Genomic DNA, 24128 nt, shown 5'->3' on the forward strand with positions numbered 1-24128 from the left:
TGCGGTCGGGCGGGCATGGGCTGTGACGAGAGATACTTGGCGGCAATTCTAAGGGCCTTCCCGCGGCGGCCGACCCCCGAAACCGAAACTTAACAATTTCTTTATGACGACACGCACCGTGTTCTTCGTGTCCGACGGCACCGGCATCACTGCGGAGACGTTCGGCAACTCGATCCTCAAACAGTTCGCGATTCAGCCGCGGCATGTGCGCATGCCGTTCATCGACACGGTGGACAAGGCGCGCCAGGTGGTTGCCGAGATCAACCGCACCGCGGAGGTCGAGGGCCGCAGGCCGATCGTCTTCACCACGTTGGTGGACCCGGACGTGCTGCACGTCGTCAAAGAGGAGTGCCGCGGCCTCGTGCTCGACATGTTCATGACCTTCGTCGAGCCGCTGGAAGCCGAGTTCGGCATGAAGTCCAGCCACCGCATCGGCCGGTTCTCGGACGTTGCCAAGAGTCAGGAGTACCACAACCGGATCGAGGCCATCAACTTCTCGCTGGCGCACGACGACGGGCAGTCGGCCAAGAACCTGGCTGAAGCCGACGTGATCCTGATCGGCGTGAGCCGCAGCGGCAAGACACCGACCTCGCTGTATCTGGCCATGCAACACGGCATCAAGGCGGCCAACTACCCCTTGATTCCGGAGGATTTCGAGCGCAACTGCCTGCCTTCGGCTCTGGCGCCGCACAAGGCGAAGTGCTTCGGCCTGACCATTGCGCCCGAACGGCTGGCCGAGATTCGCAACTCCCGCCGCCCGGGCAGCAAGTACGCCAGCCTGGAGAACTGCCGCTACGAAGTCGCCGCCGCCGAAGCCTTGATGCGGCGCGAAGGCATCGCCTGGTTGTCGTCGACGCACAAGTCGATCGAGGAGATCGCCACCACGATACTGCGCGACATTCGGCCGGATCGACTGGTGTATTGAACGTCACGAGCAGGACCCGCGCCTGACTCCCGGCGGATACACCCAGACTCGGGGTGCGGCCGTCTCGCCTCACCGGATCCCCTTCTTCCGGGGGATGCAGCCGGATATGGCGGCCTGCAAACGGGAAAGATCCCCATTCGGACTCTCCCCGCCCGCCATGCCCCCTTTCACCCGCGCCACTCTGCTGTGGCTGCTGGGCCACGACATCCGCGCCCGCGCCCATTGCTTGGGCGCAGCCCCCTGTGCCGCCCCGCCCGTGGCCGCCACCTCAGGCGAGCCGCTGCCGCAATGACTCGTACAGACAGATCGCGGCGGCCGCCGCCACGTTGAGCGACTCCTCGCCGCCCGGCTGGGGGATGCGCACGACCGCCTCGCAGCGCGCCTGCAAGGCCGCTTCCAAGCCCTGGCCCTCGTGCCCGAAGACCCACGCCACGGGTGACGGCAGGCGGCAGCGATGCAGCTCGAGCGAAGTATGCGAGCTGGTCCCGACCAGCGGCACGCCCAGCCCGTCGAGGACCGAGGCCTGCGCGGCCTCCACCAACTCCAGTGCGAAATGGGCCCCCATGCCGGCACGCAGGACCTTCGGCGACCACAGCCCGACCGTGCCCTTGAGGGCCACCACCTGCCTCACGCCGAGCGCCGCGGCGCTGCGAAGAATCGCGCCCACGTTGCCGGCGTCTTGCAGGCGGTCGAGCACCACGGTGTCGAGCCCCGCCCTCACCTCGCCCGGGCCGGCCCAGGGCACGAGAAACCCGCAGTCGGGCGGCGACTCGAGCAGGCTGAGTTCGCGCATCAGCGCCTGCGGCACCACGGCCACGCGTTGGGCACTCTCGGCCAAGGCCCGGCGATCGGCGCGAGCCCACGCCTGCTCGGTGAACACCGCCTCGCCACCGGCACCGCCTCGGGCGCGCCACGCCGCGCCGAGGTGGTCCCCCTCCAGCCACACACACCCCAGCTTGCGGTAGGCCCCGGGGTCACGCAAGAGCTTGCGCACCTTGACGAACAAGGGGTTGTCGCGCGAGGTGAGCGCCTCCACCCTCATGCGCGGGCCTCCAGCGCTTCGCGCACCGGCGCGAAGCTGCGGCGGTGGTGGCGGCAAGGCCCGTGCTCGCGCAGCGCCTCCAGGTGCTCCGGCGTGGCATAGCCCTTGTGCGCGGCGAACCCATACTGGGGATGCGCCTCGTGCAGGGCCAGGCACAGGCGATCCCGATGCACCTTGGCCAGGATCGATGCCGCGGAGATGGCCTGCACCCGCGCATCGCCTTGCACGATCGCCTCGGCCGGCACCTTCAGCACGGGCAGGCGGTTGCCGTCCACGAGCACCTTCGCCGGCCGCAACCGCAAACCCTCCACGGCCCTTCGCATCGCCAGCAAGGTGGCTTGCAGGATGTTGAGGGTGTCGATCTCGTCCACACTGGCCTCGGCGATCGAGCAGCACAGCGCCTTGGCACGGATCTCGTCGAAGAGCCGCTCCCGCGCGCGCTCGGTCAGCTGCTTCGAATCGGCCAGCCCCTCGATCGGGTTCTCGTCGTCCAGGATCACCGCCGCAGCCACCACCGGGCCCGCGAGCGGCCCGCGTCCGGCCTCGTCGACGCCCGCGACCAGGCCCTGCACGTCCCAGTGCAACTGCAACTGCTCAACCCCGCAGGACTTCCTCGATCGCATGGGTGGCCGCCTGCGCCGTGTCGCGGCGCAGCCGCAAGTGAAGTTCGGTGAAACGCTCCGCGAGCCGCGCGCATCCCGCAGGGTCGTGCAGCCAGCGCAAGGCCGCATCCGCAAGGGCCTGCGGCGTGGCGGCATCCTGCAGAAGCTCCGGCACGACGAAATCCTCGCACAGGATGTTGGGCAGACCCACCCACGGCAGATAGCCCATGCGCTTCATCAGCTGGTAGCTCAGCCAGTGCATCTTGTAGGTGATGACCATCGGCCGCTTGAAGAGGGCCGCTTCCAGCGTGGCCGTGCCGCTGGCGACGATCACCACGTCGCTCGCGGCCAACACCTCGTGCGAGCGACCTTCGACGAGCGTGACTGCCGCCCCGCCCGCGTACTGCTCGACGGCCGGCGCGATGAGCCCGTGCAGCCCCGGCACCACCGGCAGCAAGAAGCGCAGGCCCGGCTCGCGCCGATGCATCTCGGCCGCTGCCTGCACCACCGAAGCGGCCATGTACTGCGCCTCGCTGCGCCGGCTGCCGGGCATCAGCGCCACCACCGTCTCCCCCTCGCCGACGCCCAGTGCCTGGCGCGCCTTCGAGCGCGGCACCTCGAGCGGGATGGTATCGGCCAGGGGGTGCCCGACATAGGTGGCAGCGATCCCATGCGCGGCCAGCAGCTCCGGCTCGAAGGGGAACAGGCACAGCACGTGGTCGGCCGCGCGTCGGATCTTCTCGACACGCTTGCCGCGCCACGCCCAGATGGACGGACAGACGAAATGGATCGTCCGCACTCCCCCGGCGCGCAAGCGCTCTTCCAGGCCGAGGTTGAAATCCGGAGCGTCCACCCCGATGAAGGCGTCCGGCCGCTCACGCAGCAGCCGGTCACCGAGCGTGCGCCGGATGGCGGCGATCTCGCGGTAATGGCGCAGCACTTCCACGTATCCGCGCACCGCCAGCTTCTCGTGCGGCCACCAGGCCTCGAACCCCTGCGCGGCCATGCGGGGCCCACCGATGCCCGCGGCGCGCAGCGCCGGCCATCGAGCGCGCAGGCCCCCCATCAGCAATCCGGCCAGCAAGTCTCCCGAGGCTTCGCCGGCCACCAGCGCCAGCTGCGGTGCGCGATCCATGCCGGACCTCAGCGCACGATCCCGCGCGTGCAGGTCTGCAGGAAGCCGAGCATCGACTCGATGTCCGCATCGCCGCCCGCCACGCTGCCTCGCAGCGCCGCGATCTCCATCTTGGCCTGCTCCAGCGTCAGACCGCGGCGGTACAGGAGGCGGTGCATCTGCTTGACCAGCGCGATGCGCTCGGCGGAAAAGCCGCGACGGCGCAACCCTTCGACGTTGAAACCGTGCACCGCCAGGGGGTTGCCGGCCACCGTCATGAAAGGTGGAACGTCCTGCGACACGTGGCTGCCGAAGCCCACCATCGCATGCGCTCCGATCCTCGTGAACTGGTGCACGCCCGTCAGCCCGCCGATGATCGCCCAGTCCCCGACATGCACGTGCCCGGCCAGCGTGGCGTTGTTGGCGAGGATGATGCGATCGCCCAGCTGCACGTCATGCGCCAGGTGGACGTACGCCATGATCCAGTTGTCGTGGCCCACACGCGTCACCCCGGCGTCCTGCGCCGTCCCGCGGTTGAAGGTGCAGAACTCGCGGATGGTGTTGCGATCGCCGATGACCAGCTCCGTCGGCTCGCCGCGGTACTTCATGTCCTGCGGCGCCGCGCCGAGCGAGGCGAACTGGAAGATCCGGTTGTCCCGCCCGATGGTCGTGGGCCCCTCGATCGTGCAATGCGCACCGATCGTCGTGCCCTCGCCAATGCGAACGTCAGCGCCGATGACGGCATAAGGGCCGACGGACACGCTCGCCGCCAGCTCAGCCTTGGGATCAACGATCGCGGTCGGATGGATGATCGCCATGCGTCAAGCGTCGATGAGCCGCATGGTGCACATGAGCTCGGCCTCGACGGCCAGCTCGTCGCCCACCAGCGCCTTGGCCTTGAACTTGTAGATGCCGGCGCGCGCACGATCCATCTCGACCTCGAGGATGAGTTGATCGCCAGGCTCCACCGGTCGCTTGAAGCGCGCCCCGTCGATACCCACGAAGTAGTACACCGCGCGCGGGTCGAGGTCCACGTCCTCGGCATTGAAGGCGAGCAAGGCCGAGGCCTGCGCCAAGGCCTCCAGCATCAGCACGCCGGGCATCACCGGCCGGTTCGGGAAGTGGCCCGTAAAGACCGGCTCGTTGATCGTGACGTTCTTGAGCGCCTTGATGCGCTTGCCCTTTTCGATCTCCAGCACGCGATCGACCAGCAGGATCGGATAGCGATGCGGGAGCTTCTTCAGTATCGTGTGGATGTCCATCATGGGGAGAACTTCTTTTCCAGGGCACGCAGGCGCTCGCGCAGCGTGTGCAGCTGCCGCAGGGTGGCCGCGTTCTTTTCCCAGGTCTTATTGTCGTCGATGGGAAACGAGCCGCTGTAGACGCCCGGCTGAAGGATCGAGCGCGTGACCAGCGCCATCGCGGAGATGTGCACGTGATCGACGATCGTCAGGTGCCCGAGGATGCCCGCGCTGCCACCCACCGTGCAGTGCCGCCCGATGCGGGCGCTGCCCGCCACACCCACACAGGCCGCCATCGCGGTGTGCGCTCCGATGTGCACGTTGTGCGCAATCTGGATCAGGTTGTCCAGCTTGACGCCGTCCTCGATCACGGTGTCGTCCAGCGCCCCGCGGTCGATGCAGGTGTTCGCTCCGATCTCCACGTCGTTGCCGATGCGCACGGCCCCCAGCTGTTCGATCTTGACCCACTCGCCCGCGTGCGGCGCAAATCCGAAGCCGTCGGCGCCGATGACGGCGCCCGGGTGGACGATGCAGCGCTCGCCGAGCGAGCACCGTTCGAGCACCGTCACCCGCGGCGCCAGACGCGTGCCTGCGCCGAGCCTGGCTCCCTGGCCGACATAGCCTTGCGCGCCGACCACGGCGCCCTCACCGACGACCGCATCGGCCTCGACCACCGCCCCCGCCTCGATGCGCACGTCGCGCCCGAGCAGGGCCTTGGGCGACACCACGGCGCTCGGGTGCACACCGGGAGGCAATGCCGGGCGCACCCGTCGCGCCCACCACTGGGTGAGCCGCGCGAAGTACAGGTAGGGGTCGTCGGTGACGAGGGCGGCCCCCCGTGCGACGGCGGCCTCCCGCATCGCCGGCGCCACGATCACACACCCCGCCTGCGTGGTGGCGAGCTGGGCCTGATAGCGTGGATGCGAGAGGAACGACAGGGTCGAGGGAGTCGCCCCTTCGAGAGGGCCGATGCGCGAGATCGTGAGATCGCGGGAGCCGATCAGTTCGCCGCCGAGCTCGTCGACGATCTCACCCAGACGTACCTGACTCACGACCGCCCATTCACTTGCCGCCGTTGGCGTTGAGGGCCTTGATCACCTTGTCGGTGATGTCCACGCGGGGGCCGGCAAACACGGCCTCCTGCACGATCAGGTCGAACTTCTCTTGCTCGAAGATCTGCTTGATCACGCGGTTGGCACGTTCGACCACCGCGGCGAGTTCCTCGTTCTTGCGCTGGTTGAGGTCTTCCTGGAACTCGCGGCGGCGGCGCTGGAACTCGCGGTCCTGCTCCACGAGTTCACGCTGGCGGCGCGCCCGCTCCGACTCGGAGAGCGTCGGCCCGTCCTTCTCGAGCTTGTCGGAGGCCGCCTTCAGCTTGGCAGCCATGTCGGCCAGTTCCTTCTCGCGCCGGGAGAACTCCTGTTCCAGACGGGCCTGCGCCGCCTTGGCGGGCGCGGCATCCCGCAACACGCGGTCGCTGTTGACGTAGCCGATCTTCAGTTCCTGCGCCTGCACGGCGCCATGCAGAGCCAATGCCAGGAGGCCCGCACAGACGCTCGAAATCACCCGGGTCTTGTCCATCAGAACGCAGTCCCAATCTGAAATTGCAATCGTTCGATTCTATCGCCAGGCTCCCGGCGCACTGGGAAGCCATACGAGAGCTTCAGCGGGCCGATCGGGGAGATCCAGCTCAAGCCGATACCGGTGGATGCACGCAGGTCCGAGAAGGTGAACTTCTGGTCCTCGGCGAACACGTTGCCGGCATCCACATAGCCGAAGAGCCGCAACGTGCGATCGGGCCCACCGCCGGGGAAAGGCACATACAGCTCGGCATTCAGATTGATCCGCTTCGGGCCGCCGAGGTAGGCCCCCGTCGCGTCCACCGGGCCGAGCGAGCCCTGCTGGAAGCCACGCACCGTACCGAGACCGCCGCTGTAGAAGTTTTTGAAGATCGGGAACGGACGACCCTGCAGCCCCTTGCCCCAGCCGAGTTCGGTGTTGAAGGCGAGCGTGAATGCGCGGCTGAGCGGGATGTACTGCTGGAACTGGTAGTTGGCCCGCACATAGTGGGCGTCACCGGCCAGGCTCACCTCGGCATTCACGCGCTGATAGCGACCGCGCGTGGGCACGAGGGCGCTGTCGCGCCCGTCGCGCGTCCATCCGAGCGTGAGCGGAATGCCCAGGCTGCGCGCGCCGAACTGCTCGCGGTACTTGAAGTACCCGTTCGGCAGCGAACCGTCGTCGCCCCGGATCTCGGTACTCTCGATCCCGATGCCGAAATACACCGTGTCGAACTCGGTGAACGGCACGCCGAAACGCACCGCGGCACCGGGCGTGACGAGCTTGTAGTCGCTGCCTTGGCTCGAGAGCGGCTGCGTGGTCCGGTAGTAGAAGTCCAGCGAGCGCGAAATGCCGTCGATGGTGAAGTACGGGTCCACCGTGCTCACCACGAACGTGCGGTTGTACTTGCTGGTGTTGAACTCGACGCCGAGGTAGTTGCCGGTCCCGAAGACGTTCTCCTGCTTGACGGAGGCGGTCAGGGTGAGCTTCTCGGCGCTGGAGAACCCCGCGCCCAGCAACAGGTTGCCGGTGGGCTTCTCGACGACGTTGATCGTCAGGTCGACCTGGTCGTTGGTGCCCGGCACCTCGTTCGTCTCGATGTTGACCTCGTTGAAGAAGCCAAGACGGTCGATACGGTCGCGCGAGAGACGGATCTTGTCGCCGTCGTACCAGGCGGACTCGAACTGGCGGAACTCGCGCCGGATCACTTCGTCGCGCGTGCGGGCGTTGCCGGACACGTTGATGCGGCGCACGTACACGCGGCGCTGGGGCTGCGCGACGAACGTCAGCGCCACACGCCCGTGGCTGCGGTCGATGTCGGTGCGCGGCTCGATGCGCGCGAATGCATAGCCGAAGTTGCCGAAGCGCTCGGAGAACTTGCGCACTGTCTCGGCGACGTCCTCCGCCCGGTACGGCTTGCCTGGCTCCACGGCCACCAGCGACTTGAAGTCGTCCTCCTTGCCCAGGTAGTCGCCTTCCAGTCTCACATCGGTCACCACGTAAGGCTGCCCTTCGCGGATGTTGATGGTGATGGAGATGTTCTCCTTGTCCGGCGAGATGGCGACCTGGGTGGACTCGATGGAGAACTCGAGATAGCCGCGGTTGAGGTAGAACGACCGCAGGGCTTCCAGGTCCGCGTTGAGTTTGGCGCGGGAATACCGGTCGGACTTGGTGTACCAGGTGAGCCAGCCCCCGGTGGTCAGCGAGAACAGGCCCTTCAGTTCGCTTTCCGAGAAGGCCCGGTTGCCGGTGATGCGGATCTCCCGGATCTTGGCGACGTCGCCCTCGGCCACCGTGAAGGTGACGTTGACGCGATTGCGCTCGAGCGGCGTGACGGTCGTGATGACCTCCGCGCCGTACAGGCTCTTGCCGAGATACTGACGCTTGAGCTCCTGCTCGGCGCGGTCGATCAAGGCTTTGTCGAAGGGACGCCCCTCGGCAATTCCGACGTCGCGCAGCGCCTTGGTCAGCACCTCTTTGTCGAACTCCTTGGTGCCGACGAACTCGACCCCGGCGATGATCGGGCGCTCTTCGACGACGACCACCACCACGTCCTTGTCGACCTCGAGGCGCACGTCCGAGAAGAGCCCCGTGGCGAACAGGGCCCGCAACGCAGCCGCCCCCTTCTCGTCGTTGTAGATGTCGCCGATGCGAAACGGCAGCGAGCCGAACACGGTGCCCGGCTCGACACGTTGCAAGCCCTCGATGCGGATGTCTCGCAGCGCGAAGGGCTCGACCGCCCACGCCCAACCGGACTGGAGGGCCAGGAAGACGGCAGCTGCGATCGAGGAGGTACGGCGAAGGGAAGGCAGACGGATGCGCGAACGGGAAGAGTGCATGCGGTCAGTGCAGACCCAGGAGCCGGGCCACATCGTTATAGAGGGCGAGTGACATCATCAAGAGCATGATGGCCACACCCCCACGCTGCAGCCGGTCGAGCCACACGTCCGAGATCGGCCGCCCTGTCACTCCTTCGAAAAGATAATACATCAGGTGTCCCCCATCGAGGACCGGCAGCGGCAGCAGGTTGAGCACGCCCAAACTCACGCTCACCAGTGCCAGAAAGCCCAGGTAGTACGCGAGCCCGAGTTGCACGGACTGGCCGGCCACGTCCGCTATCGTGAGGGGGCCGCTCAGGTTCTTCAGCGACGCTTCGCCGATGAGCATCTTGCCGAGCATCTTCAGGCTGAGCACCGCCACCTCCCAGGTGCGCTGCACGCCATAGACCAGCCCCTCGAGCGCCCCGTACGTCACCCGCACCATCTGCGGCGCCTGCCCGACGTAGGCGTCGATGCGTCCCACACGCACCCCGTCCATCTCTCGAACCGAGGGTGTCACCGTCACGTCGAGCACGCGGCCCGCACGCTCGATGCGCCACTGCATCGTCACCGGCTCGCCATCTTTCACGCTGGCTCGAACCCATTCGCGCAGCCGGTTCGCGTCCGGCACCTCGCGCCCATCCACTGCACGCACCCGATCGCCCGCGCGCAGGCCGGCCACCGCCGCCGCACCGCCCTCCATCACGGTCCCGAGGACGGGCTCGCTGTACGGGCCCGCGAGCCCGATACGTTGCAACAGCTGCGCATCCACCTCGCGCGAGCCGATCTGCGCCAGCGGCAGGCGAACTTCGCGCGCATGGCGGCCCTGGGCATCGGTGACTTCGAGCGTGAGGTCGCGCTCTTCCACGGTGGCGTCGGTGACATGCCAGCGCAGGTCGTTGAGCGACTGCACCGGTATGCGGTCGCCGTCGGCGTCGATCACCGCCTGCACCCAGTCGCCCGCCCGCATGCCGCTGTGCTCGGCCAGGCTTCCCGCAGCCGGTGCTCCGAGCACGGGCTTGGGTTCGTCCATGCCGACCCATCCGGCCGCGGCATAGAGCAATACGGCAAGGATCAGGTTGGCCGCAGGGCCGGCCGCGACGATGAGCGCCCGAGAGCGCAGCGGCTGGCGATTGAAGGCCTGGTGCGCCCATTGCGAGGGCACCGGGCCCTCCCGTTCGTCCAGCATGCGCACATAGCCGCCGAGCGGCAATGCCGAGATCACGAACTCCGTGCTTTCCGGGCTGCGCTGGCGCCGCCACAAGACCTTGCCGAAACCGACGGAAAAACGCAGGACCTTCACCCCGCAGGCACGAGCCATCCGGTAGTGACCCCACTCGTGCACCACGATGAGGATGCCGAGGGTCAGCAAGAACGCGAACAAAGTGGTCATGACGCGGCCAGCCGTGTGCGAAGGAAGTCGCGCGCGTGGCGACGGGCGGTGGCGTCCAGCTCCAGCAAGGCCTCCAGCGAGGTCACGGAGCCCGCATCCAACCGGCCCGCCACGGCGTCGAGCGTGTGCGCGTTGACCGTGTGAATCTGATCGAACCGAATGGTTCCGCCAAGGAAGGCCGCCACCGCCTCCTCGTTCGCGGCGTTCAGCACCGCCGTGCTGCCTTCAGGGCCGCGCAAGGTCTCCCAGGCCAGCCACAGGCCCGGGAAGCGCGCGCGGTCGGGCGCTTCGAAGCTGAGCGCCGCCAGCCGGCTGAAATCCAGCGCCTCGCTGCCCGACTCGATGCGCTCGGGCCATGCCAGACCGTATGCGATCGGAACGCGCATGTCCGGGGTCCCCAATTGCGCGAGCACCGAGTTGTCGTGGCACACCACCATCGAATGGACGATGCTCTGGGGGTGGATCACGACCTCGATCTGTTCGGGCGCCAGATCGAACAACCAGCGCGCCTCGATCACCTCCAGCGCCTTGTTCATCATCGTGGCGGAGTCCACCGAGATCTTGCGCCCCATCACCCAGTTGGGGTGCGCGCAGGCTTCGTCGGGCGTGACGTGCCGCAGCGACTCGGGCGGCCGTTGGCGAAACGGCCCGCCCGAGGCGGTGAGCACGATGCGCGCGATCCGGCGTTTCCAAGTGGCCGGATCGTCGGGCAGGCACTGGAAGATGGCGGAATGCTCGCTGTCGATCGGCAGGAGCTGCGCTGCGCCCTCGCGCACGGCGGCCATGAAGTAGCCGCCGCCGACGACCAGGGCCTCCTTGTTCGCGAGCAGGAGCCGCTTCCCGGCGCGGGCGGCGGCCAGGCAAGGAGAAAGCCCCGCCGCACCCACGATGGCCGCCATGACCGCGTCCACCTCCGGATGCGAGGCGATCTCATCCAGCGCAGCGGCGCCCTCCAGCACCTCGGTGGGCGAGCCCGCTTCGCGCAGCCGCTGCCGCAAGTCCCGGGCCGCCCGGGCTTCCACCATCACGGCGTAGCGCGGCCGCCATCTCAGGCACTGCTCCAGGAGCGGCTCGACCCGCTCGCGCGCCGCCAGCGCGAAAACCTCGTAGCGCTGCGGATGGAGTGCGATCACATCGAGCGTGCTGGTGCCGATCGATCCGGTCGAGCCGAGGATGCAAACCCGCTGTCGGGACGGGAGATGGCTCATGATGTCAAAGCCGGCTCAAGGTCCAGGCGATCGGAAAGACGGGCAACAAGGCGTCGATGCGGTCCAGCACCCCGCCGTGGCCGGGCAGGAGGCCGCTGCTGTCCTTGGCGCCGACGCTGCGCTTGACCAGCGATTCGAACAGGTCGCCCACCACGCTCATCGAGACGAGGAAGGCACACGCGACCACGAAGCCGCCCCAGCCCGCCCGCTCATACAGACGACTGTACAGGCTCGGCTCGATGCCGCCCCCCGTACTGCGCTCGATGAACGTCCACACGACCGCCAGCGCGAGCACGCCGGCCATTCCGCTCCAGACCCCTTCCCAGCTCTTGCCGGGGCTGATCGTCGGGGCCAGCTTGCGCCGGCCGAAGGCACGCCCGCCGAAGTAGGCCGCGATGTCCGCCGCCCACACGAGGCAGAAGACGGAAAGCAGGAAGTTGAGGCCCTCCGCCTTGGCTTGCGTCATGGCGATCCAGGTCAGCCAGAGGACGACCGCGCCGATGGCCAGCCGCACGGGTTGCGCCAAGCGGGGCCAGCCTGTCGGCCCTCCGCGCAGCAGCAAGGCACCGCCGACCACCCAGCCGCCCGCGGCGCCCCACCACAGCGCCGGGGTCGAGCCGAGCACGGTCGTCGCATTCCAACTCAGCCCGCACGCGAGCACGACAGCCGCGCCCAGGCCGAGCGAGCCGCCAGGTGACAAGCCGTTGAGCCGCCCCCACTCCCATGCGGCCGCCCCGACAGCCGCCAAACTCAGCAGGGCGAAAGGCCAGACTTGGGGCACCAGCAGCGCCGGCAGCAGGATGGCCAGCAGCACGAGCGCGGTGATGACACGCTGCTTGAGCATTCGGCCCTCATGCCGCCTGGGGCGCGGGCTCGACGGCCGGTCGCACGTCCCCGAAACGGCGCTCGCGCGCCGCGTACGCCGCGAGCGCGCGGTCCAGTTCGGCCTCGTCGAAGTCCGGCCACAGGCAGTCGGTGAAATACAGTTCGGAGTAGGCCGCCTGCCACAACAGGAAGTTGCTGATGCGCAATTCCCCGCCCGTGCGGATGAACAGGTCCGGGTCGGGCGCGTGGTGGAGTGCCATGTAGCGGGCCACCGTCGCCTCGTCCACCTGCTCGGGGGAAACGCCCTCCTCGATCAGGCGGCGGCAGGCCTGCACCATGTCCCAGCGGCCCCCGTAGTTGAAGGCCACCGAGAGCACCAGGCGGCTGTTGTGGCGGGTGGCGTCCTCGGCCTCCTGCCACGAGGCGCGCACCTTCTCGGACACCCGGGAGCGATCTCCCACGATGCAGATGCGCACGCCCTCCTCGGCCAAGCGCCGCACGTAGCGCGAGACGGCCACCAGCACGAGGTTCATCAGGCCGGAAACCTCTTCCTCGGGGCGCTTCCAGTTCTCGGAGGAGAAGGCGAAGACCGTCAGGTACGGAATCCCCCGGACCACGCAGGCGCGCACGGTGCGCACCAGCGCCTCCACCCCCTGTTCATGACCGAACGAGCGAGGCATGTGGCGCCGGGCGGCCCACCGCCCGTTGCCGTCCATGACGATGGCGACATGGCGGGGCATCGGGGCAGAGGTCATCATGGCCACACCCTTTTCGGCAGCGGACACGGCAGCCCGCGTCAGACGGCCAGAATCTCGGCCTCCTTGGCCGCGACCAGTTTGTCGATCTCGGCGATCGTGCGGTCGGTGAGCTTTTGCACGTCGTCCTGGCAGCGGCGCTCGTCGTCCTCGCTGATGAGCTTTTCCTTGAGCAGCTTCTTCGCTTGTTCGTTGGCCTCGCGCCGCAGGTTACGGACCGCCACGCGCGCTTCCTCGCCAGCGTGCCGCACGACCTTCGTCAGCTCCTTGCGACGCTCCTCCGTCAGCGGGGGCATCGGCACGCGAATGAGGTCGCCCTGGGCCGCCGGATTGAGGCCCAGATCGGACTCGCGAATGGCCTTCTCGATCTTGGCGCCCATGCCCTTTTCCCAGGGCTGTACGCTGATGGTGCGTGCATCGAGCAGCGTGACGTTGGCCACCTGGCTGATCGGCACCATGGAGCCGTAGTACTCCACATGCACCTGGTCGAGCAGGCCCGTGTGGGCGCGACCGGTGCGGATCTTGGTCAGTTCGTGCTTGAACGCCTCGACCGACTTCTGCATCTTCTGCTCGGCGGTCTTCTTGATCTCTGCGATGTTCATGAGCTCGGTACTCCTCAGACGTGCACGAGGGTGCCCTCGTCTTCTCCCTGGACCACGCGCTTGAGCGCGCCCGGCTTGAAGATGCTGAACACCTTGATCGGCAGCTTCTGGTCGCGGCACAGGGCAAACGCGGTCGCGTCCAGCACCTGCAGGTTCCTGACGATGGCTTCGTCGAACGTGATGTTCGCGTAACGTGTGGCCGACGGGTCCTTCTTGGGATCGGCGGTGTAGACGCCATCCACCTTGGTGGCCTTCAGCATGATCTGCGCGCCGATCTCCGCCCCGCGCAGAGCCGCGGCGGTGTCCGTCGTGAAGAAGGGGTTGCCGGTGCCGGCGGCGAAAATCACCACCTTGCCCTCCTCCAGGTACTGCAGCGCCTTGGGCCGCACGTACGGCTCGACGATCTGCTCGATGCCGATTGCCGACATCACTCGCGCCGTCATGCCCTCCTGGCGCATGGTGTCGGCCAGCGCCAGGGCATTCATGACGGTGGCCAGCATTCCCATGTAGTCGGCGGTGGCCCGGTCCATGCCGACCGAGCCGCCCGCCACACCGCGGAAGATGTTGCCGCCGCCGATGACCACCGCCACCTCGCAGCCCAGCGCCGTCACCTCCTGGATCTCTCGCACGATGCGCACGATGGTCGCCCGGTTGATGCCGTAGGCATCGTCGCCCATGAGGGCCTCGCCCGAGAGTTTCAGCAAGATGCGCTTGTACGCCGGCATTCAGTCCTCCGAAGGGATGGCGTCTGTCGTGATGACGTCGGTTCGCGAGAAGTGTACGGTGCGGACGGGCGGGCTCTGTTACTTACTGACCCTTGGCCGCGGCGACCTGGGCAGCCACCTCGGCGGCGAAGTCGTCCTGCTTCTTCTCGATGCCCTCGCCGACGACGTACAGCGTGAAGCTCTTGACCGTGGTGTTGGCGGCCTTGAGCATCTGCTCGACAGTCTGCTTGTCGTTCTTGACGAAGGGCTGGTTCAGCAGGGACACCTCTTTCAGGTACTTCTGCACCGCGCCGTCGACCATCTTGGCCACGATCTCGGCCGGCTTGCCGGACTCGGCTGCCTTCTCGGCCGCGATCTTGCGCTCCTTCTCGACCAGCTCGGCGGGCACGTCGGCCGACGACAGGGCCACCGGCTTCATCGCCGCGACGTGCATCGCGACGTCCTTGGCCGCGACGGCGTCACCGTCGAACTCGACGATCACGCCGATCCGGGTGCCGTGCAGGTAGCTGGCGAGCTGAGCGCCGCCGGCATAGCGCTTGAAGCGGCGGATGGACATGTTCTCGCCGATCTTGCCGATGAGGCCCTTGCGCACGTCCTCGACGGTGGGGCCGAAGCCGTCCTGCGCGAGCGGCAGGGCCGACAGCGCGGCCACATCGGCCGGGTCGTTCTTGGCCACCAGCTCGGCCAGCGACTTGGCGAACGCCAGGAAGGAGTCGTTCTTCGAGACGAAGTCGGTCTCGCAGTTGACCTCGATCAGCGCGCCGGTGGTGCCCTCGACGAAGGCCGCGACGACGCCCTCGGCGGTGATGCGCGAGGCGGCCTTGCCGGCCTTGTTGCCCAGCTTGACCCGCAGGATTTCCTCGGCGCGGGCCATGTCCCCGTCGGCCTCGGTCAGGGCCTTCTTGCACTCCATCATCGGGGCATCGGTCTTGGCGCGCAGTTCAGCGACCATGCTGGCGGTGATTGCAGGCATCTCGTATCTCCTGTGATTCGATAGCGGCGGGCGCCCTCAGCGCCCGCGGACAGATTCGGTCGGCGTTGAAAAAAGGGGGCTGAAGCAGCCCCCTCTTCGAGCGCCCTCGTGCACACACGCCCGGCCGGCAGACGCCGACCCCAGAGGGGGCTCGGCGCCGCCATCGGGCGGCCGGGCGGCGGCACTCAGGCTGCTCAGGCGGCTTCGTTGACTTCCACGAACTCGTCTTCGCCCTGAGCGGCTTGGACGACCTCGTTGACGGCGTTGGCCTTGCCTTCCAGCACGGCATCGGCCACGGCGCGCACGTACAGGGCGACCGCCTTGGCGGAGTCGTCGTTGCCCGGGATCACGTAGTCGATCTCGGAGGGCGAGTGGTTGGTGTCGACGACGCCGATCACCGGGATCCCGAGCTTCTTGGCCTCGGCCACGGCGATCTTGTGGTAGCCGACGTCGACCACGAACAGCGCGTCAGGCAGGGCGTTCATGTCCTGGATGCCGCCGATGTCCTTCTCGAGCTTGGCCAGCTCGCGCTGGAACAGCAGCGCTTCCTTCTTGCTCATCTGCTCCAGCCCCGCTTCGGCCTGGGCCTGCATGTCCTTGAGCTTCTTGAGCGAGGTCTTGACCGTCTTGAAGTTGGTCAGCATGCCGCCCAGCCAGCGCTGGTCGACGTAGGGCATGCCGCAGCGCTGCGCCTCCTGGGCGACGATGTCGCGCGCCTGACGCTTGGTGCCCACCATCAGGATCGTGCCCCGGCGTGCCGAGAGTTGGCGCACGAACTTCAGCGCCTCCTCGAACATCGGCAACGTCTTTTCGAGGTTGATGATGTGGATCTTGTTGCGATGGCCGAAGATGTAGGGGGCCATCTTGGGGTTCCAGAAGCGGGTCTGGTGTCCGAAATGGACACCCGCTTCCAGCATTTCGCGCATGGTGACAGGCATCTGATGCTCCAAAGGTTGGGTCTAGAATCCGGCGAAGATTGCTTGCAGCACTTGCCTTTCGGCACACACCACGCGCAACACCTTTTGGCGCCGGTTCGCGATTCGTTCATCCGGGGCCGACCCGTTCGACCGCCCTGAGGATGGAGCCCTCGGCGCCACCCTTTCGCTTCGATGAGCGAAGGCTCGTCTGCCAGCAGGCGGCAGCCATCCAGATAAACCCGAAGAGTATAGCAGGTCCCCGATGGACGATCTCCATGACGTGCGCCGCGCCCTCGCCGAGGGTCGGGCCAGTGCCACCGAGCTCCTCGCAGACCACCGCCGGGCGGCCGCCAGGCCCGAGATGGCGCACACGTTCCTGGTCGGCTTCTGGGAGCAGGCGCAGGCGGCGGCCCGGGCGGCCGACCTGGCGCGCACGGCCGGGCTGCCGTGCGGCCCGCTGGCCGGCGTCGCGGTGAGCGTGAAAGCTCTCTTCGACGTGGCGGGGCAGGTCACGACCGCGGGCTCCAAGGTGCTGGCCGATGCGCCGCCCGCGACATCCGACGCCGCGGTGGTGACCCGACTGAGGGCGGCCGGAGCCCTCCTCGTAGGCCACACCAACATGACCGAGTTCGCCTTTTCAGGCGTGGGCTGGAACCCGCATCACGGCACGCCCCGCAACATGGGCACGCACGACTCGGACCCGACGCCCCGCATCCCGGGCGGTTCGAGTTCGGGGGCGGCCACTTCGGTGGCCGGGGACGCCTGCTGGGTCGGGTTGGGCTCGGACACCGGCGGCTCGATCCGCATCCCCGCAGCCTTGCAGGGGCTCGTCGGGTTCAAAAACACCGCCGGTCTAACGCCGCTGCAGGGCGCGGTCCCCCTGTCGACCACGCTCGACACGGCCTGCGCGATGACCCGCAGCGTGCGTGATGCAGTGGTCGTGCACGAGGTGCTGGCGCAACGCAAGGTCCGGTTCAGCAGCCGGCCGCTGGAGGCGTGGCGATTCGCCATCCCTCGGCGCGTGATGCTCGACAATCTGGATCCGGGCGTCGCCCGGGCCTTCGAAGCGGCCGTGCAACGGCTCTCGCGCGAGGGGGCGCGTGTGCAGGAAATCGAGCTGCCCGAACTCGACGAACTCGCCTCCTTGCAGTCGGCGGGGGGCTTCTCCGCGGCCGAGAGCTGGAGCTGGCACCGCCGGCTCCTCGCCGAGAGGCGCGGCGACTACGATCCGCGGGTGGCCCAGCGCATCGAGCGCGGCTCGACGATGAGCGCGGCCGACTACATCGAACTGATGCACGGGCGCCGGGCATGGATCGACCGCATGGCGGACGCGACGGCTGCCTTCGACGCTCTGCTGTCGCCCACGGTGCCGATCACCGCGCCGCCGATCGCCGCGATCGAGCACGACGACGCCGAGTTCTTCCGCATCAACGCCCTGCTGCTGCGCAACACCTCGGTGGTCAACATGCTGGACGGCTGCGCGCTGTCCCTGCCTTGCCACGAGCCGGGCGCCCTGCCCGTAGGGCTCATGGTCTGGAGCGGCGCGCTCTGCGATGACGCCGTCCTCGAGGCCGGACTGCTGATCGAAGACGCCTTGCGCACCGGCGCGCGCTGAAGGCGCCGTCACTCACCACTCTCGGCGCGGCACGCCATGCACCGGCGCAGCGCGCCCGCCGCCCGAATGCCGGCCGCTGCCACCGAATGCTGCCACCCAGGGCCGCTGGTCATGATCGGGGTGCGCCGCGGCAACACGGTGCGCTATCGTCGGGGCATGAGCCTCTCCCGCCTGCCCTGCACTGCTCCCGCCTCCCCGATGGCTCCGGAAGACCCGCCCGTCCGCGTGTGGCCCCCGCCCATGCAACTCGGCACGGCGGCTGCAAGCCCCCCTGCCCCTTGGCCGCTGCACGGGGCACAGGGCTCCCGGGCCTCGGAACAAGCCGCGCAGGCAGAGCTGCCGCCCTTCACGCTGATGCGTCGCGCCGGCACCGCGGTGGCCCGCCTCGCCCTCGCCGTCGCGCCCCATGCGCGGCGCGTGTGGGTGGCATGCGGCCCGGGCAACAACGGGGGCGACGGCCTGGTCGCGGCTGCGTGGCTGCACCGGGCCGGGCGAGCAGTATCGGTGAGCCTCGTCGGAGACCCCGCGCGACTGCCGGCGGACGCCGCTCGTGCGTTGGAGGAGGCGCGCGCCGCCGGTGTGCCGATACAGCAGACCCCTGTCTACGGTTTCGAACCGAGGGGCGAGGACCTCGCGATCGACGCGCTGCTCGGACTCGGTTCGTCCCGCCGGCCGGAAGGACCCTTGGGCGACGCGGTGGCGGCCCTACGCCGCTGGCCCGGCCCCGTGCTCGCCGTGGACCTGCCGACCGGGCTGGACGGCGAGACCGGCAGAGTCTTCGACACCGAGCTGCGCGCCTGCGTGCGCGCCGACCACACGCTCAGTCTCCTGACCTTGAAACCGGGGCTCTTCACCGCGCAGGGACGAGACCACGCCGGAACGGTGTGGTGGCATGACCTCGGCGCTCCCACGGTGGCACCCGACGCCTGGCTCGCCTCGGAGGGTGCCGTCCAGGCCGTGCGCCCCGCGCGGCTGCACGCACATCACAAGGGCAGCTTCGGCGACGTGATCGTCGTGGCGGGTGCTCCCGGCATGGTGGGCGCGGCGCTCCTCGCCGCCCGCGCGGCGGTACGAGCCGGCGGCGGACGCGTCTATCTGGTGCCGCTGGCCGAGGACGCTTTCGCGGTCGATCCGACCCATCCGGAGCTGATGGTGAGGCCGCTCGGCTCGCTGGAGCCGATGTTGCGCGCCGGCACTGGGACGGTCGTGTGCGGCTGCGGCGGAGGCAGTGAGGTGGCGCAGATCCTGCCGGCCGTGCTGCATGCGGCACCGCGTCTCGTGCTCGACGCCGACGCCCTCAACACGATGGCCGCCGACGAGGCGCTGCGCACCCTGCTCTCGCATCGCGGCGCCCGGGGCGCCGCCACCATCCTCACGCCCCACCCCTTGGAGGCCGCGCGCTTGCTCGGCAGCAGCTCGGCCGACGTCCAGGCGAATCGCGTGGCGGCGGCGCGTGAGCTGGCCGGCCGGCTGAGGGTCACGGTCGTCTTGAAGGGCTCCGGCACTGTCATCGCCGGGCCGGAGGGGCCCTCGTGGATCAACCCGACCGGCAATGCCGCACTCGCGACACCCGGCACCGGCGATGTGCTGGCCGGCTGGCTGGGCGGCACCTGGCGGCCGGGCGAGGCTGCACTGGACGCCGCGGTGCGTGCCGTGTGGGAACACGGGGCAGCCGCCGACCGCTGGGCCGCGACGCACCGGGGGCCTTACCCCGCGAGCGAGCTGGCCGAGGCGATCTGACACGCCCCCACCCAGCCTCCCCCAGGCCGCCGTTCGATCCTGCCGCTACTTGCGACGCGCTCGGGACTTCTTGGCGGCGCTCTTGGCCGCCTGCACGGGATGGGGCGCCCGGCCGGTGCCCTTGGCCGGGCTCTTGCGTGCAGTGCTCTTGGCAGACGCACGACGCGACCGCGCGGCCTTGACCTCCCGGTCGGCCTGGCGCACACGCTCGAGCTCGGACACCTTCCCCTCGGCGCCTTCGAGCACCCTGCCCTTCCCTCGTGCGGGGGGGCGCGCCTCCAGCACGTCGCGCACGATGCGGAAGTCGATCTTGCGGCCGTCCAGATCGACGCGGATCACCTGCACGCGCACGCGACCGCCCACCGCGTACCGCACGCCGGTGCGCTCGCCGCGCAGCTCCTGCCGGACCTCGTCGAATCGGAAGTACTCGCCGCCCAGCTCGGTCACGTGCACCAGCCCTTCGACGTACAGCGCGTCGAGCTGCACGAACAGACCGAAGCTGGTGACCGCGCTGATGGTGCCGCTGAACTCCTCGCCCAGGTGCTCACGCATGAATTTGCACTTGAGCCAGGCCTCCACGTCACGCGACGCTTCGTCCGCGCGGCGTTCGCAGGCACTGCAGTGCTCTCCTGCGGCCTCCCATTGCGCGAGTTCTTCTGCGGGCGTCTTGCTGCGCCCGCCCTTCTTGCGGGGCTCGTCGCTGAGGAAGGCCGCGCCGATGCGGTAGCGTTGCCCCTGCAGCAGCGCCTTGATCACCCGGTGCACGAGCAGGTCCGGGTAGCGCCGGATCGGGCTCGTGAAGTGCGTGTAGGCCTCGTAGGCGAGCCCGAAGTGGCCGCTGTTGACGGGCGTGTAGATCGCTTGCTGCATCGAGCGCAGCAGCATCATGTGGATCTGCTGCGCATCGGGCCTTTCCTTGGTTGCATCGGCGATCGCCTGGAACTCGCGCGGGTGCGGCTCGTCGCTGATGTTCATGCCGAGGCCGAGCGCACGCAGGTAGTTCTGCAAGATCGTCTTCTTCTCCGGGGTCGGCCCCTCGTGCACCCGGTACAACGCGGGATGCTCCGCCCGAGCGATGAAGTCCGCCGAGCAAACGTTGGCGGCCAGCATCGCCTCCTCGATCAGCCGGTGCGCGTCGGTGCGCACGCGCGGCACGATCTTCTCGATACGGCCGTTCTCGTCGCAGACGATCTGCGTCTCGGTCGTCTCGAAATCGACCGCGCCGCGTTCCACTCGGGCCTTCAGCAGCACCCGGTACACCTCGTACAGGTGCAGCAGATGCGGCACCAGGTCCGCACGCCGCATCGCTTCGGGCCCCCGGGTGTTGGCAAGGATGGCCGCAACCTCGGTGTAGGTGAGGCGCGCGTGCGAGCAAATCACCGCCGGGAAGAACTGGTACGCGTGGATCTCTCCCTTGGCGTTGACGAGCATGTCGCAGACCATCGCCAGGCGGTCTTCGTCCGGGTTGAGCGAGCACAGCCCGTTGGAGAGCTTCTCTGGCAGCATCGGGATCACCCGGCGCGGGAAATAGACCGACGTCGCGCGCTCGTACGCGTCGGCGTCCAGCGCCGTGCCGGGTTTGACATAGTGGCTCACGTCCGCGATGGCCACCACCAAGCGCCAGCCCTTGCCGCGGCCCACGCGGGCCGGCTCGCAATACACCGCGTCGTCGTAGTCGCGGGCGTCCTCGCCGTCAATGGTGACGAGCGGCACATCCGTGAGGTCGATGCGGTGCTTGCGATCGGCGGGGCGGATCGCGTCGGGCAGCTTCGAGACCTCCGCGATCGTCTCCGCCGAGAACCGATGCGGCACCTCGTACTTGCGCACCGCGATCTCGATCTCCATGCCCGGATCGTCGATGTCGCCGAGCACTTCGGTGACGCGACCCACGGGCTGCGAGTACAGCGAGGGCGGCTCGGTCAACTCGACCGCGACCACCTGGCCCGCCTGCGCCTTGGCGGTGGCGTTCTTGGGAATCAGGATGTCCTGCCCGTAGCGCTTGTCCTCCGGCGCCACGATCCACACCCCACCCTCGTGCAGCAATCGGCCGATGATGGGTGTCTTCTTGCGCTCGAGGATCTCCAGTACCCGCCCTTCCGGTCGGCCACGGCGGTCGTAGCGGATCACCCGCACCCGCACGCGATCGCGATGGAGAACGCCGCGCATCTCCTGCGGCGCGAGATAGATGTCGGCCTCGCCGTCGTCGCGGACCACGAAGCCGTGTCCGTCACGATGGCCTTGGACGATGCCTTCGACTTCGCTGAGCAATCCGGTCACTGAGGTACTTGTGATGTTGGAATTTTTGATGATAGAATCTCCTTCTGTTCCGATGCAAACGGCGCAAGCTCTTTGCAAGACACCGAAGCCCAGGTGGCGGAATTGGTAGACGCACTAGTTTCAGGTACTAGCGGGTAACTCCGTGGAGGTTCGAGTCCTCTCCTGGGCACCAGATACGAAAGCCTCGCATCCTCGATGCGGGGCTTTTTCGTTTCGGCGCGGCACATGCATCCATCGTGCCGCACCCCCGTCAGCACCGCAAGCCGGCGGCTGCCGGCCCGAGCGCCAGTTGCGGCGCGTGCCCCGCTAGACCCGCGACGCCGAACGGCCGAAAAAGTAGAGGCGCCGTCGCGGCGCCTCTTGTGCATGGTATTCAGACTTCGTACTTCTTCGCCAGCCCTTCGGGCCGCAAGCCGTCGTACTCCTCGAACGGCTGGTGGATCCACGGGCTCGTCGGCAGCATCTCGACGTAGTAGTCCGGCGTGTAGGTCGACACGCCCTTCACCCAGATCACGGCTGAGCGCAGTTCGGTGATCGCCGGCATCCCACGTAGACGCTCCACCACTGCCTTGAGCGTGACGCCCGAGTCCGCCAGGTCATCGACGAGCAGCACGCGGCCGGCCAGCTCGCCCTTGGGCATCGTGATGTATTTCGCCATGTCGAGCCGGCCCTGGATCGTGCCGCCCTCGGCCCGGTAGGAACTGGTGGACATGATCGCCAGCGGCTTGTCGAACACGCGCGACAGTACGTCCCCCGGGCGCATGCCGCCGCGCGCGAGGCACAGGATCTGATCGAACTCCCAGCCGGAGTTGTGGACCTTGAGCGCCAGGCGCTCGATCAGCATGTGGTATTCGTCCCAGGATACGTACAGGTGTTTGCCGTCGTCGGTGAGCATGTTGGTCCTCGGGCGCCGTGCAGCGCCATCTTCAAGCAGGGTAAGCAGTCGTCTCGATCAGGCCTTGTACGGGTGGCGCAGCAAGATGGTGTGCTCTCGGTCGGGCCCGGTGGACACCATGTCGATGGGCGCGCCGATCAAGGCCTGCACGCGCTCGAGATAGCGCCGCGCATTGAGCGGCAGCTGATCCCATTGCGTCAGACCCACGGTGCTCTCGGTCCAGCCTGGGAAGGTCTCGTAGATGGGTTTGCAGGCCGCGATCTCGTCCGCATCGAGCGGCAGGATGTCGATCTTGCGCCCCTCGAGCTCATAGCCGACGCACACCTGGATCTCCTTCAGGCCGTCGAGCACGTCCAGCTTGGTGATGCACAGACCCGAGACCCCGTTGATGAGGATCGAGCGCTTGAGCGCCGCCGCATCCAGCCAGCCGCAACGACGCGCCCGGCCCGTGACGGTGCCGCGCTCCTGCCCGACGGTCGAGAGGTGATGCCCCACCGTGCCTTCCTGATCGATGGGCAACTCGGTCGGGAACGGCCCGCTGCCGACGCGGGTGGTGTAGGCCTTGGTGATGCCGAGGATGTAGTGCAGCTTGTCAGGGCCCACGCCGGAGCCCGCCGCCGCATTGCCGGCCACGCAGTTGCTCGAGGTGACGTAGGGGTAGGTGCCGTGGTCGATGTCGAGCAGCGTACCCTGCGCGCCCTCGAACAGCATGTTCTCGCCGCGCAGGTTCGTCTCGTGGATGCGCACGCCCACGTCGGCGAGCATCGGCTTCAATTGCTCGGCCATCTGCATCGCCTGGTCGTAGATGGGCTGGAACTCCAGCCGCGGCGCCTTCAGGTAGCCCTCGAGCACGAAGTTGTGCAGGTCCAGCAACTCGCGCAGCTTCCTCGCGAAGCGCTCGGGGTGCTTGAGATCCTGCACCCGCAAGGCGCGGCGGGCGACCTTGTCCTCGTAAGCCGGGCCGATCCCCTTGCCCGTGGTGCCAATCTTGCCGGCGCCGCTCGATTCGCGCAGCGCCTCGCGCGCACGATCGACCTCGACGTGGAACGGCAGGATCAGCGGACACGACTCGCTGATGAACAGGCGCGAGCGGACCTCCAGGCCGGCGGCCTCCAACCGCTCGATCTCGCCGAGCAGGTGGGTAGGATCGACCACGACGCCGTTGCCGATGTAGCAGGCGACCCCTTCGCGCATGATGCCCGACGGAATGAGCTGCAGCGCGGTCTTCTTGCCACGGATGACCAAGGTGTGGCCCGCGTTGTGCCCGCCCTGGAAGCGCACGACCCCGGCCGCGTGGTCGGTCAACCAATCGACCACCTTGCCCTTGCCCTCGTCACCCCACTGGGTGCCGATCACGACGACGTTGCGCCCGCGCTGCTGTTGCTCAGTCATGAATACGTT

At 68.1% G+C, this 24128-nt stretch carries 22 protein-coding genes and 1 tRNA gene; 4 read left to right on the top strand and 19 right to left on the bottom strand.

Annotated features, from left to right (window positions below; all coding sequences use genetic code 11):
• Positions 1–103 precede the first annotated feature (103 nt).
• Positions 104–925 carry a posphoenolpyruvate synthetase regulatory kinase/phosphorylase PpsR gene (gene ppsR, locus OMP39_RS08495; RefSeq protein ID WP_264891321.1) on the top strand — a complete coding sequence of 274 codons (822 nt, stop codon included), beginning with the start codon at positions 104–106 and terminating at the stop codon, positions 923–925.
• Positions 926–1193: 268 nt separating this feature from the next.
• Here the strand turns inward: ppsR and OMP39_RS08500 are convergent, their stop codons facing one another.
• From OMP39_RS08500 to rpsB, 16 genes are all read right to left on the bottom strand, one after another.
• Positions 1194–1967 (bottom strand): TrmH family RNA methyltransferase, encoded by a 774-nt coding sequence (locus tag OMP39_RS08500; protein ID WP_264891322.1) that lies wholly within the window; start codon positions 1965–1967, stop codon positions 1194–1196.
• Positions 1964–2590, bottom strand: coding sequence for a ribonuclease HII (gene rnhB / locus OMP39_RS08505; RefSeq protein WP_264891323.1), 627 nt, complete (start codon positions 2588–2590; stop codon positions 1964–1966). Before rnhB ends, OMP39_RS08500 begins: the two co-directional genes overlap by 4 nt.
• On the bottom strand, positions 2562–3704 hold the full coding sequence (gene lpxB, locus OMP39_RS08510) for a lipid-A-disaccharide synthase (RefSeq protein WP_264891324.1): 1143 nt from the start codon (positions 3702–3704) through the stop codon (positions 2562–2564). Before lpxB ends, rnhB begins: the two co-directional genes overlap by 29 nt.
• Positions 3705–3712: 8 nt before the next feature.
• Positions 3713–4501, bottom strand: coding sequence for an acyl-ACP--UDP-N-acetylglucosamine O-acyltransferase (gene lpxA / locus OMP39_RS08515; protein ID WP_264891325.1), 789 nt, complete (start codon positions 4499–4501; stop codon positions 3713–3715).
• 3 nt (positions 4502–4504) lie between these two features.
• Positions 4505–4948, bottom strand: a complete 444-nt coding sequence (gene fabZ, locus OMP39_RS08520) for a 3-hydroxyacyl-ACP dehydratase FabZ (protein ID WP_264891326.1) — start codon at positions 4946–4948, stop codon at positions 4505–4507.
• A complete protein-coding gene (gene lpxD, locus OMP39_RS08525) occupies positions 4945–5976 on the bottom strand; it encodes a UDP-3-O-(3-hydroxymyristoyl)glucosamine N-acyltransferase (protein ID WP_264891327.1) in 1032 nt (343 codons plus the stop codon). The genes fabZ and lpxD overlap by 4 nt, the downstream gene beginning before the upstream one ends.
• Positions 5977–5986: 10 nt before the next feature.
• A complete protein-coding gene (locus OMP39_RS08530; RefSeq protein ID WP_264891328.1) occupies positions 5987–6505 on the bottom strand; it encodes an OmpH/Skp family outer membrane protein in 519 nt (172 codons plus the stop codon).
• Positions 6505–8823, bottom strand: coding sequence for an outer membrane protein assembly factor BamA (bamA, locus tag OMP39_RS08535; RefSeq protein WP_264891329.1), 2319 nt, complete (start codon positions 8821–8823; stop codon positions 6505–6507). The genes OMP39_RS08530 and bamA overlap by 1 nt, the downstream gene beginning before the upstream one ends.
• Positions 8824–8827: 4 nt before the next feature.
• Positions 8828–10195 carry an RIP metalloprotease RseP gene (gene rseP / locus OMP39_RS08540; RefSeq protein WP_264891330.1) on the bottom strand — a complete coding sequence of 456 codons (1368 nt, stop codon included), beginning with the start codon at positions 10193–10195 and terminating at the stop codon, positions 8828–8830.
• A complete protein-coding gene (ispC, locus tag OMP39_RS08545; RefSeq protein ID WP_264891331.1) occupies positions 10192–11403 on the bottom strand; it encodes a 1-deoxy-D-xylulose-5-phosphate reductoisomerase in 1212 nt (403 codons plus the stop codon). Before ispC ends, rseP begins: the two co-directional genes overlap by 4 nt.
• A gap of 4 nt (positions 11404–11407) precedes the next feature.
• Positions 11408–12247: a phosphatidate cytidylyltransferase gene (locus OMP39_RS08550; protein WP_264891332.1), complete on the bottom strand. Its 840-nt coding sequence runs from the start codon at positions 12245–12247 to the stop codon at positions 11408–11410.
• Positions 12248–12254: 7 nt separating this feature from the next.
• Positions 12255–12986: a polyprenyl diphosphate synthase gene (uppS, locus tag OMP39_RS08555; protein ID WP_264891333.1), complete on the bottom strand. Its 732-nt coding sequence runs from the start codon at positions 12984–12986 to the stop codon at positions 12255–12257.
• Between the two features lie 38 nt (positions 12987–13024).
• On the bottom strand, positions 13025–13585 hold the full coding sequence (gene frr / locus OMP39_RS08560; RefSeq protein WP_264891334.1) for a ribosome recycling factor: 561 nt from the start codon (positions 13583–13585) through the stop codon (positions 13025–13027).
• 14 nt (positions 13586–13599) lie between these two features.
• Positions 13600–14310 carry a UMP kinase gene (gene pyrH / locus OMP39_RS08565; protein WP_264891335.1) on the bottom strand — a complete coding sequence of 237 codons (711 nt, stop codon included), beginning with the start codon at positions 14308–14310 and terminating at the stop codon, positions 13600–13602.
• Positions 14311–14392: 82 nt separating this feature from the next.
• The gene (gene tsf / locus OMP39_RS08570; RefSeq protein WP_264891336.1) at positions 14393–15283 is read right to left on the bottom strand and encodes a translation elongation factor Ts; all 891 of its coding nucleotides are present in this window, start codon (positions 15281–15283) and stop codon (positions 14393–14395) included.
• 194 nt (positions 15284–15477) lie between these two features.
• A complete protein-coding gene (gene rpsB, locus OMP39_RS08575; protein WP_264891337.1) occupies positions 15478–16221 on the bottom strand; it encodes a 30S ribosomal protein S2 in 744 nt (247 codons plus the stop codon).
• A gap of 241 nt (positions 16222–16462) precedes the next feature.
• Here rpsB and OMP39_RS08580 point away from each other — a divergent pair, with 241 nt between their 5' ends.
• Entirely contained in the window at positions 16463–17815 is a 1353-nt protein-coding gene (locus OMP39_RS08580) for an amidase (protein ID WP_264891338.1), read from the top strand.
• A 240-nt stretch (positions 17816–18055) separates the two neighbouring features.
• Positions 18056–19555: an NAD(P)H-hydrate dehydratase gene (locus OMP39_RS08585; protein WP_264891339.1), complete on the top strand. Its 1500-nt coding sequence runs from the start codon at positions 18056–18058 to the stop codon at positions 19553–19555.
• 45 nt (positions 19556–19600) lie between these two features.
• Here the strand turns inward: OMP39_RS08585 and rnr are convergent, their stop codons facing one another.
• Positions 19601–21832, bottom strand: coding sequence for a ribonuclease R (gene rnr / locus OMP39_RS08590; RefSeq protein ID WP_425340616.1), 2232 nt, complete (start codon positions 21830–21832; stop codon positions 19601–19603).
• Between the two features lie 87 nt (positions 21833–21919).
• Here rnr and OMP39_RS08595 point away from each other — a divergent pair.
• A tRNA-Leu gene (locus tag OMP39_RS08595) sits at positions 21920–22004 on the top strand.
• Between the two features lie 201 nt (positions 22005–22205).
• On the opposite strand, the gene OMP39_RS08600 is transcribed toward OMP39_RS08595, so the two are convergent.
• Together OMP39_RS08600 and OMP39_RS08605 are read right to left on the bottom strand one after the other, a co-directional pair.
• On the bottom strand, positions 22206–22727 hold the full coding sequence (locus tag OMP39_RS08600) for a phosphoribosyltransferase (RefSeq protein ID WP_264891340.1): 522 nt from the start codon (positions 22725–22727) through the stop codon (positions 22206–22208).
• Between the two features lie 57 nt (positions 22728–22784).
• A complete protein-coding gene (locus OMP39_RS08605; RefSeq protein ID WP_264891341.1) occupies positions 22785–24119 on the bottom strand; it encodes an adenylosuccinate synthase in 1335 nt (444 codons plus the stop codon).
• Positions 24120–24128: the final 9 nt, after the last annotated feature.

Source organism: Schlegelella aquatica (assembly GCF_026013905.1).
Lineage (GTDB): Bacteria > Pseudomonadota > Gammaproteobacteria > Burkholderiales > Burkholderiaceae_C > Caldimonas > Caldimonas aquatica.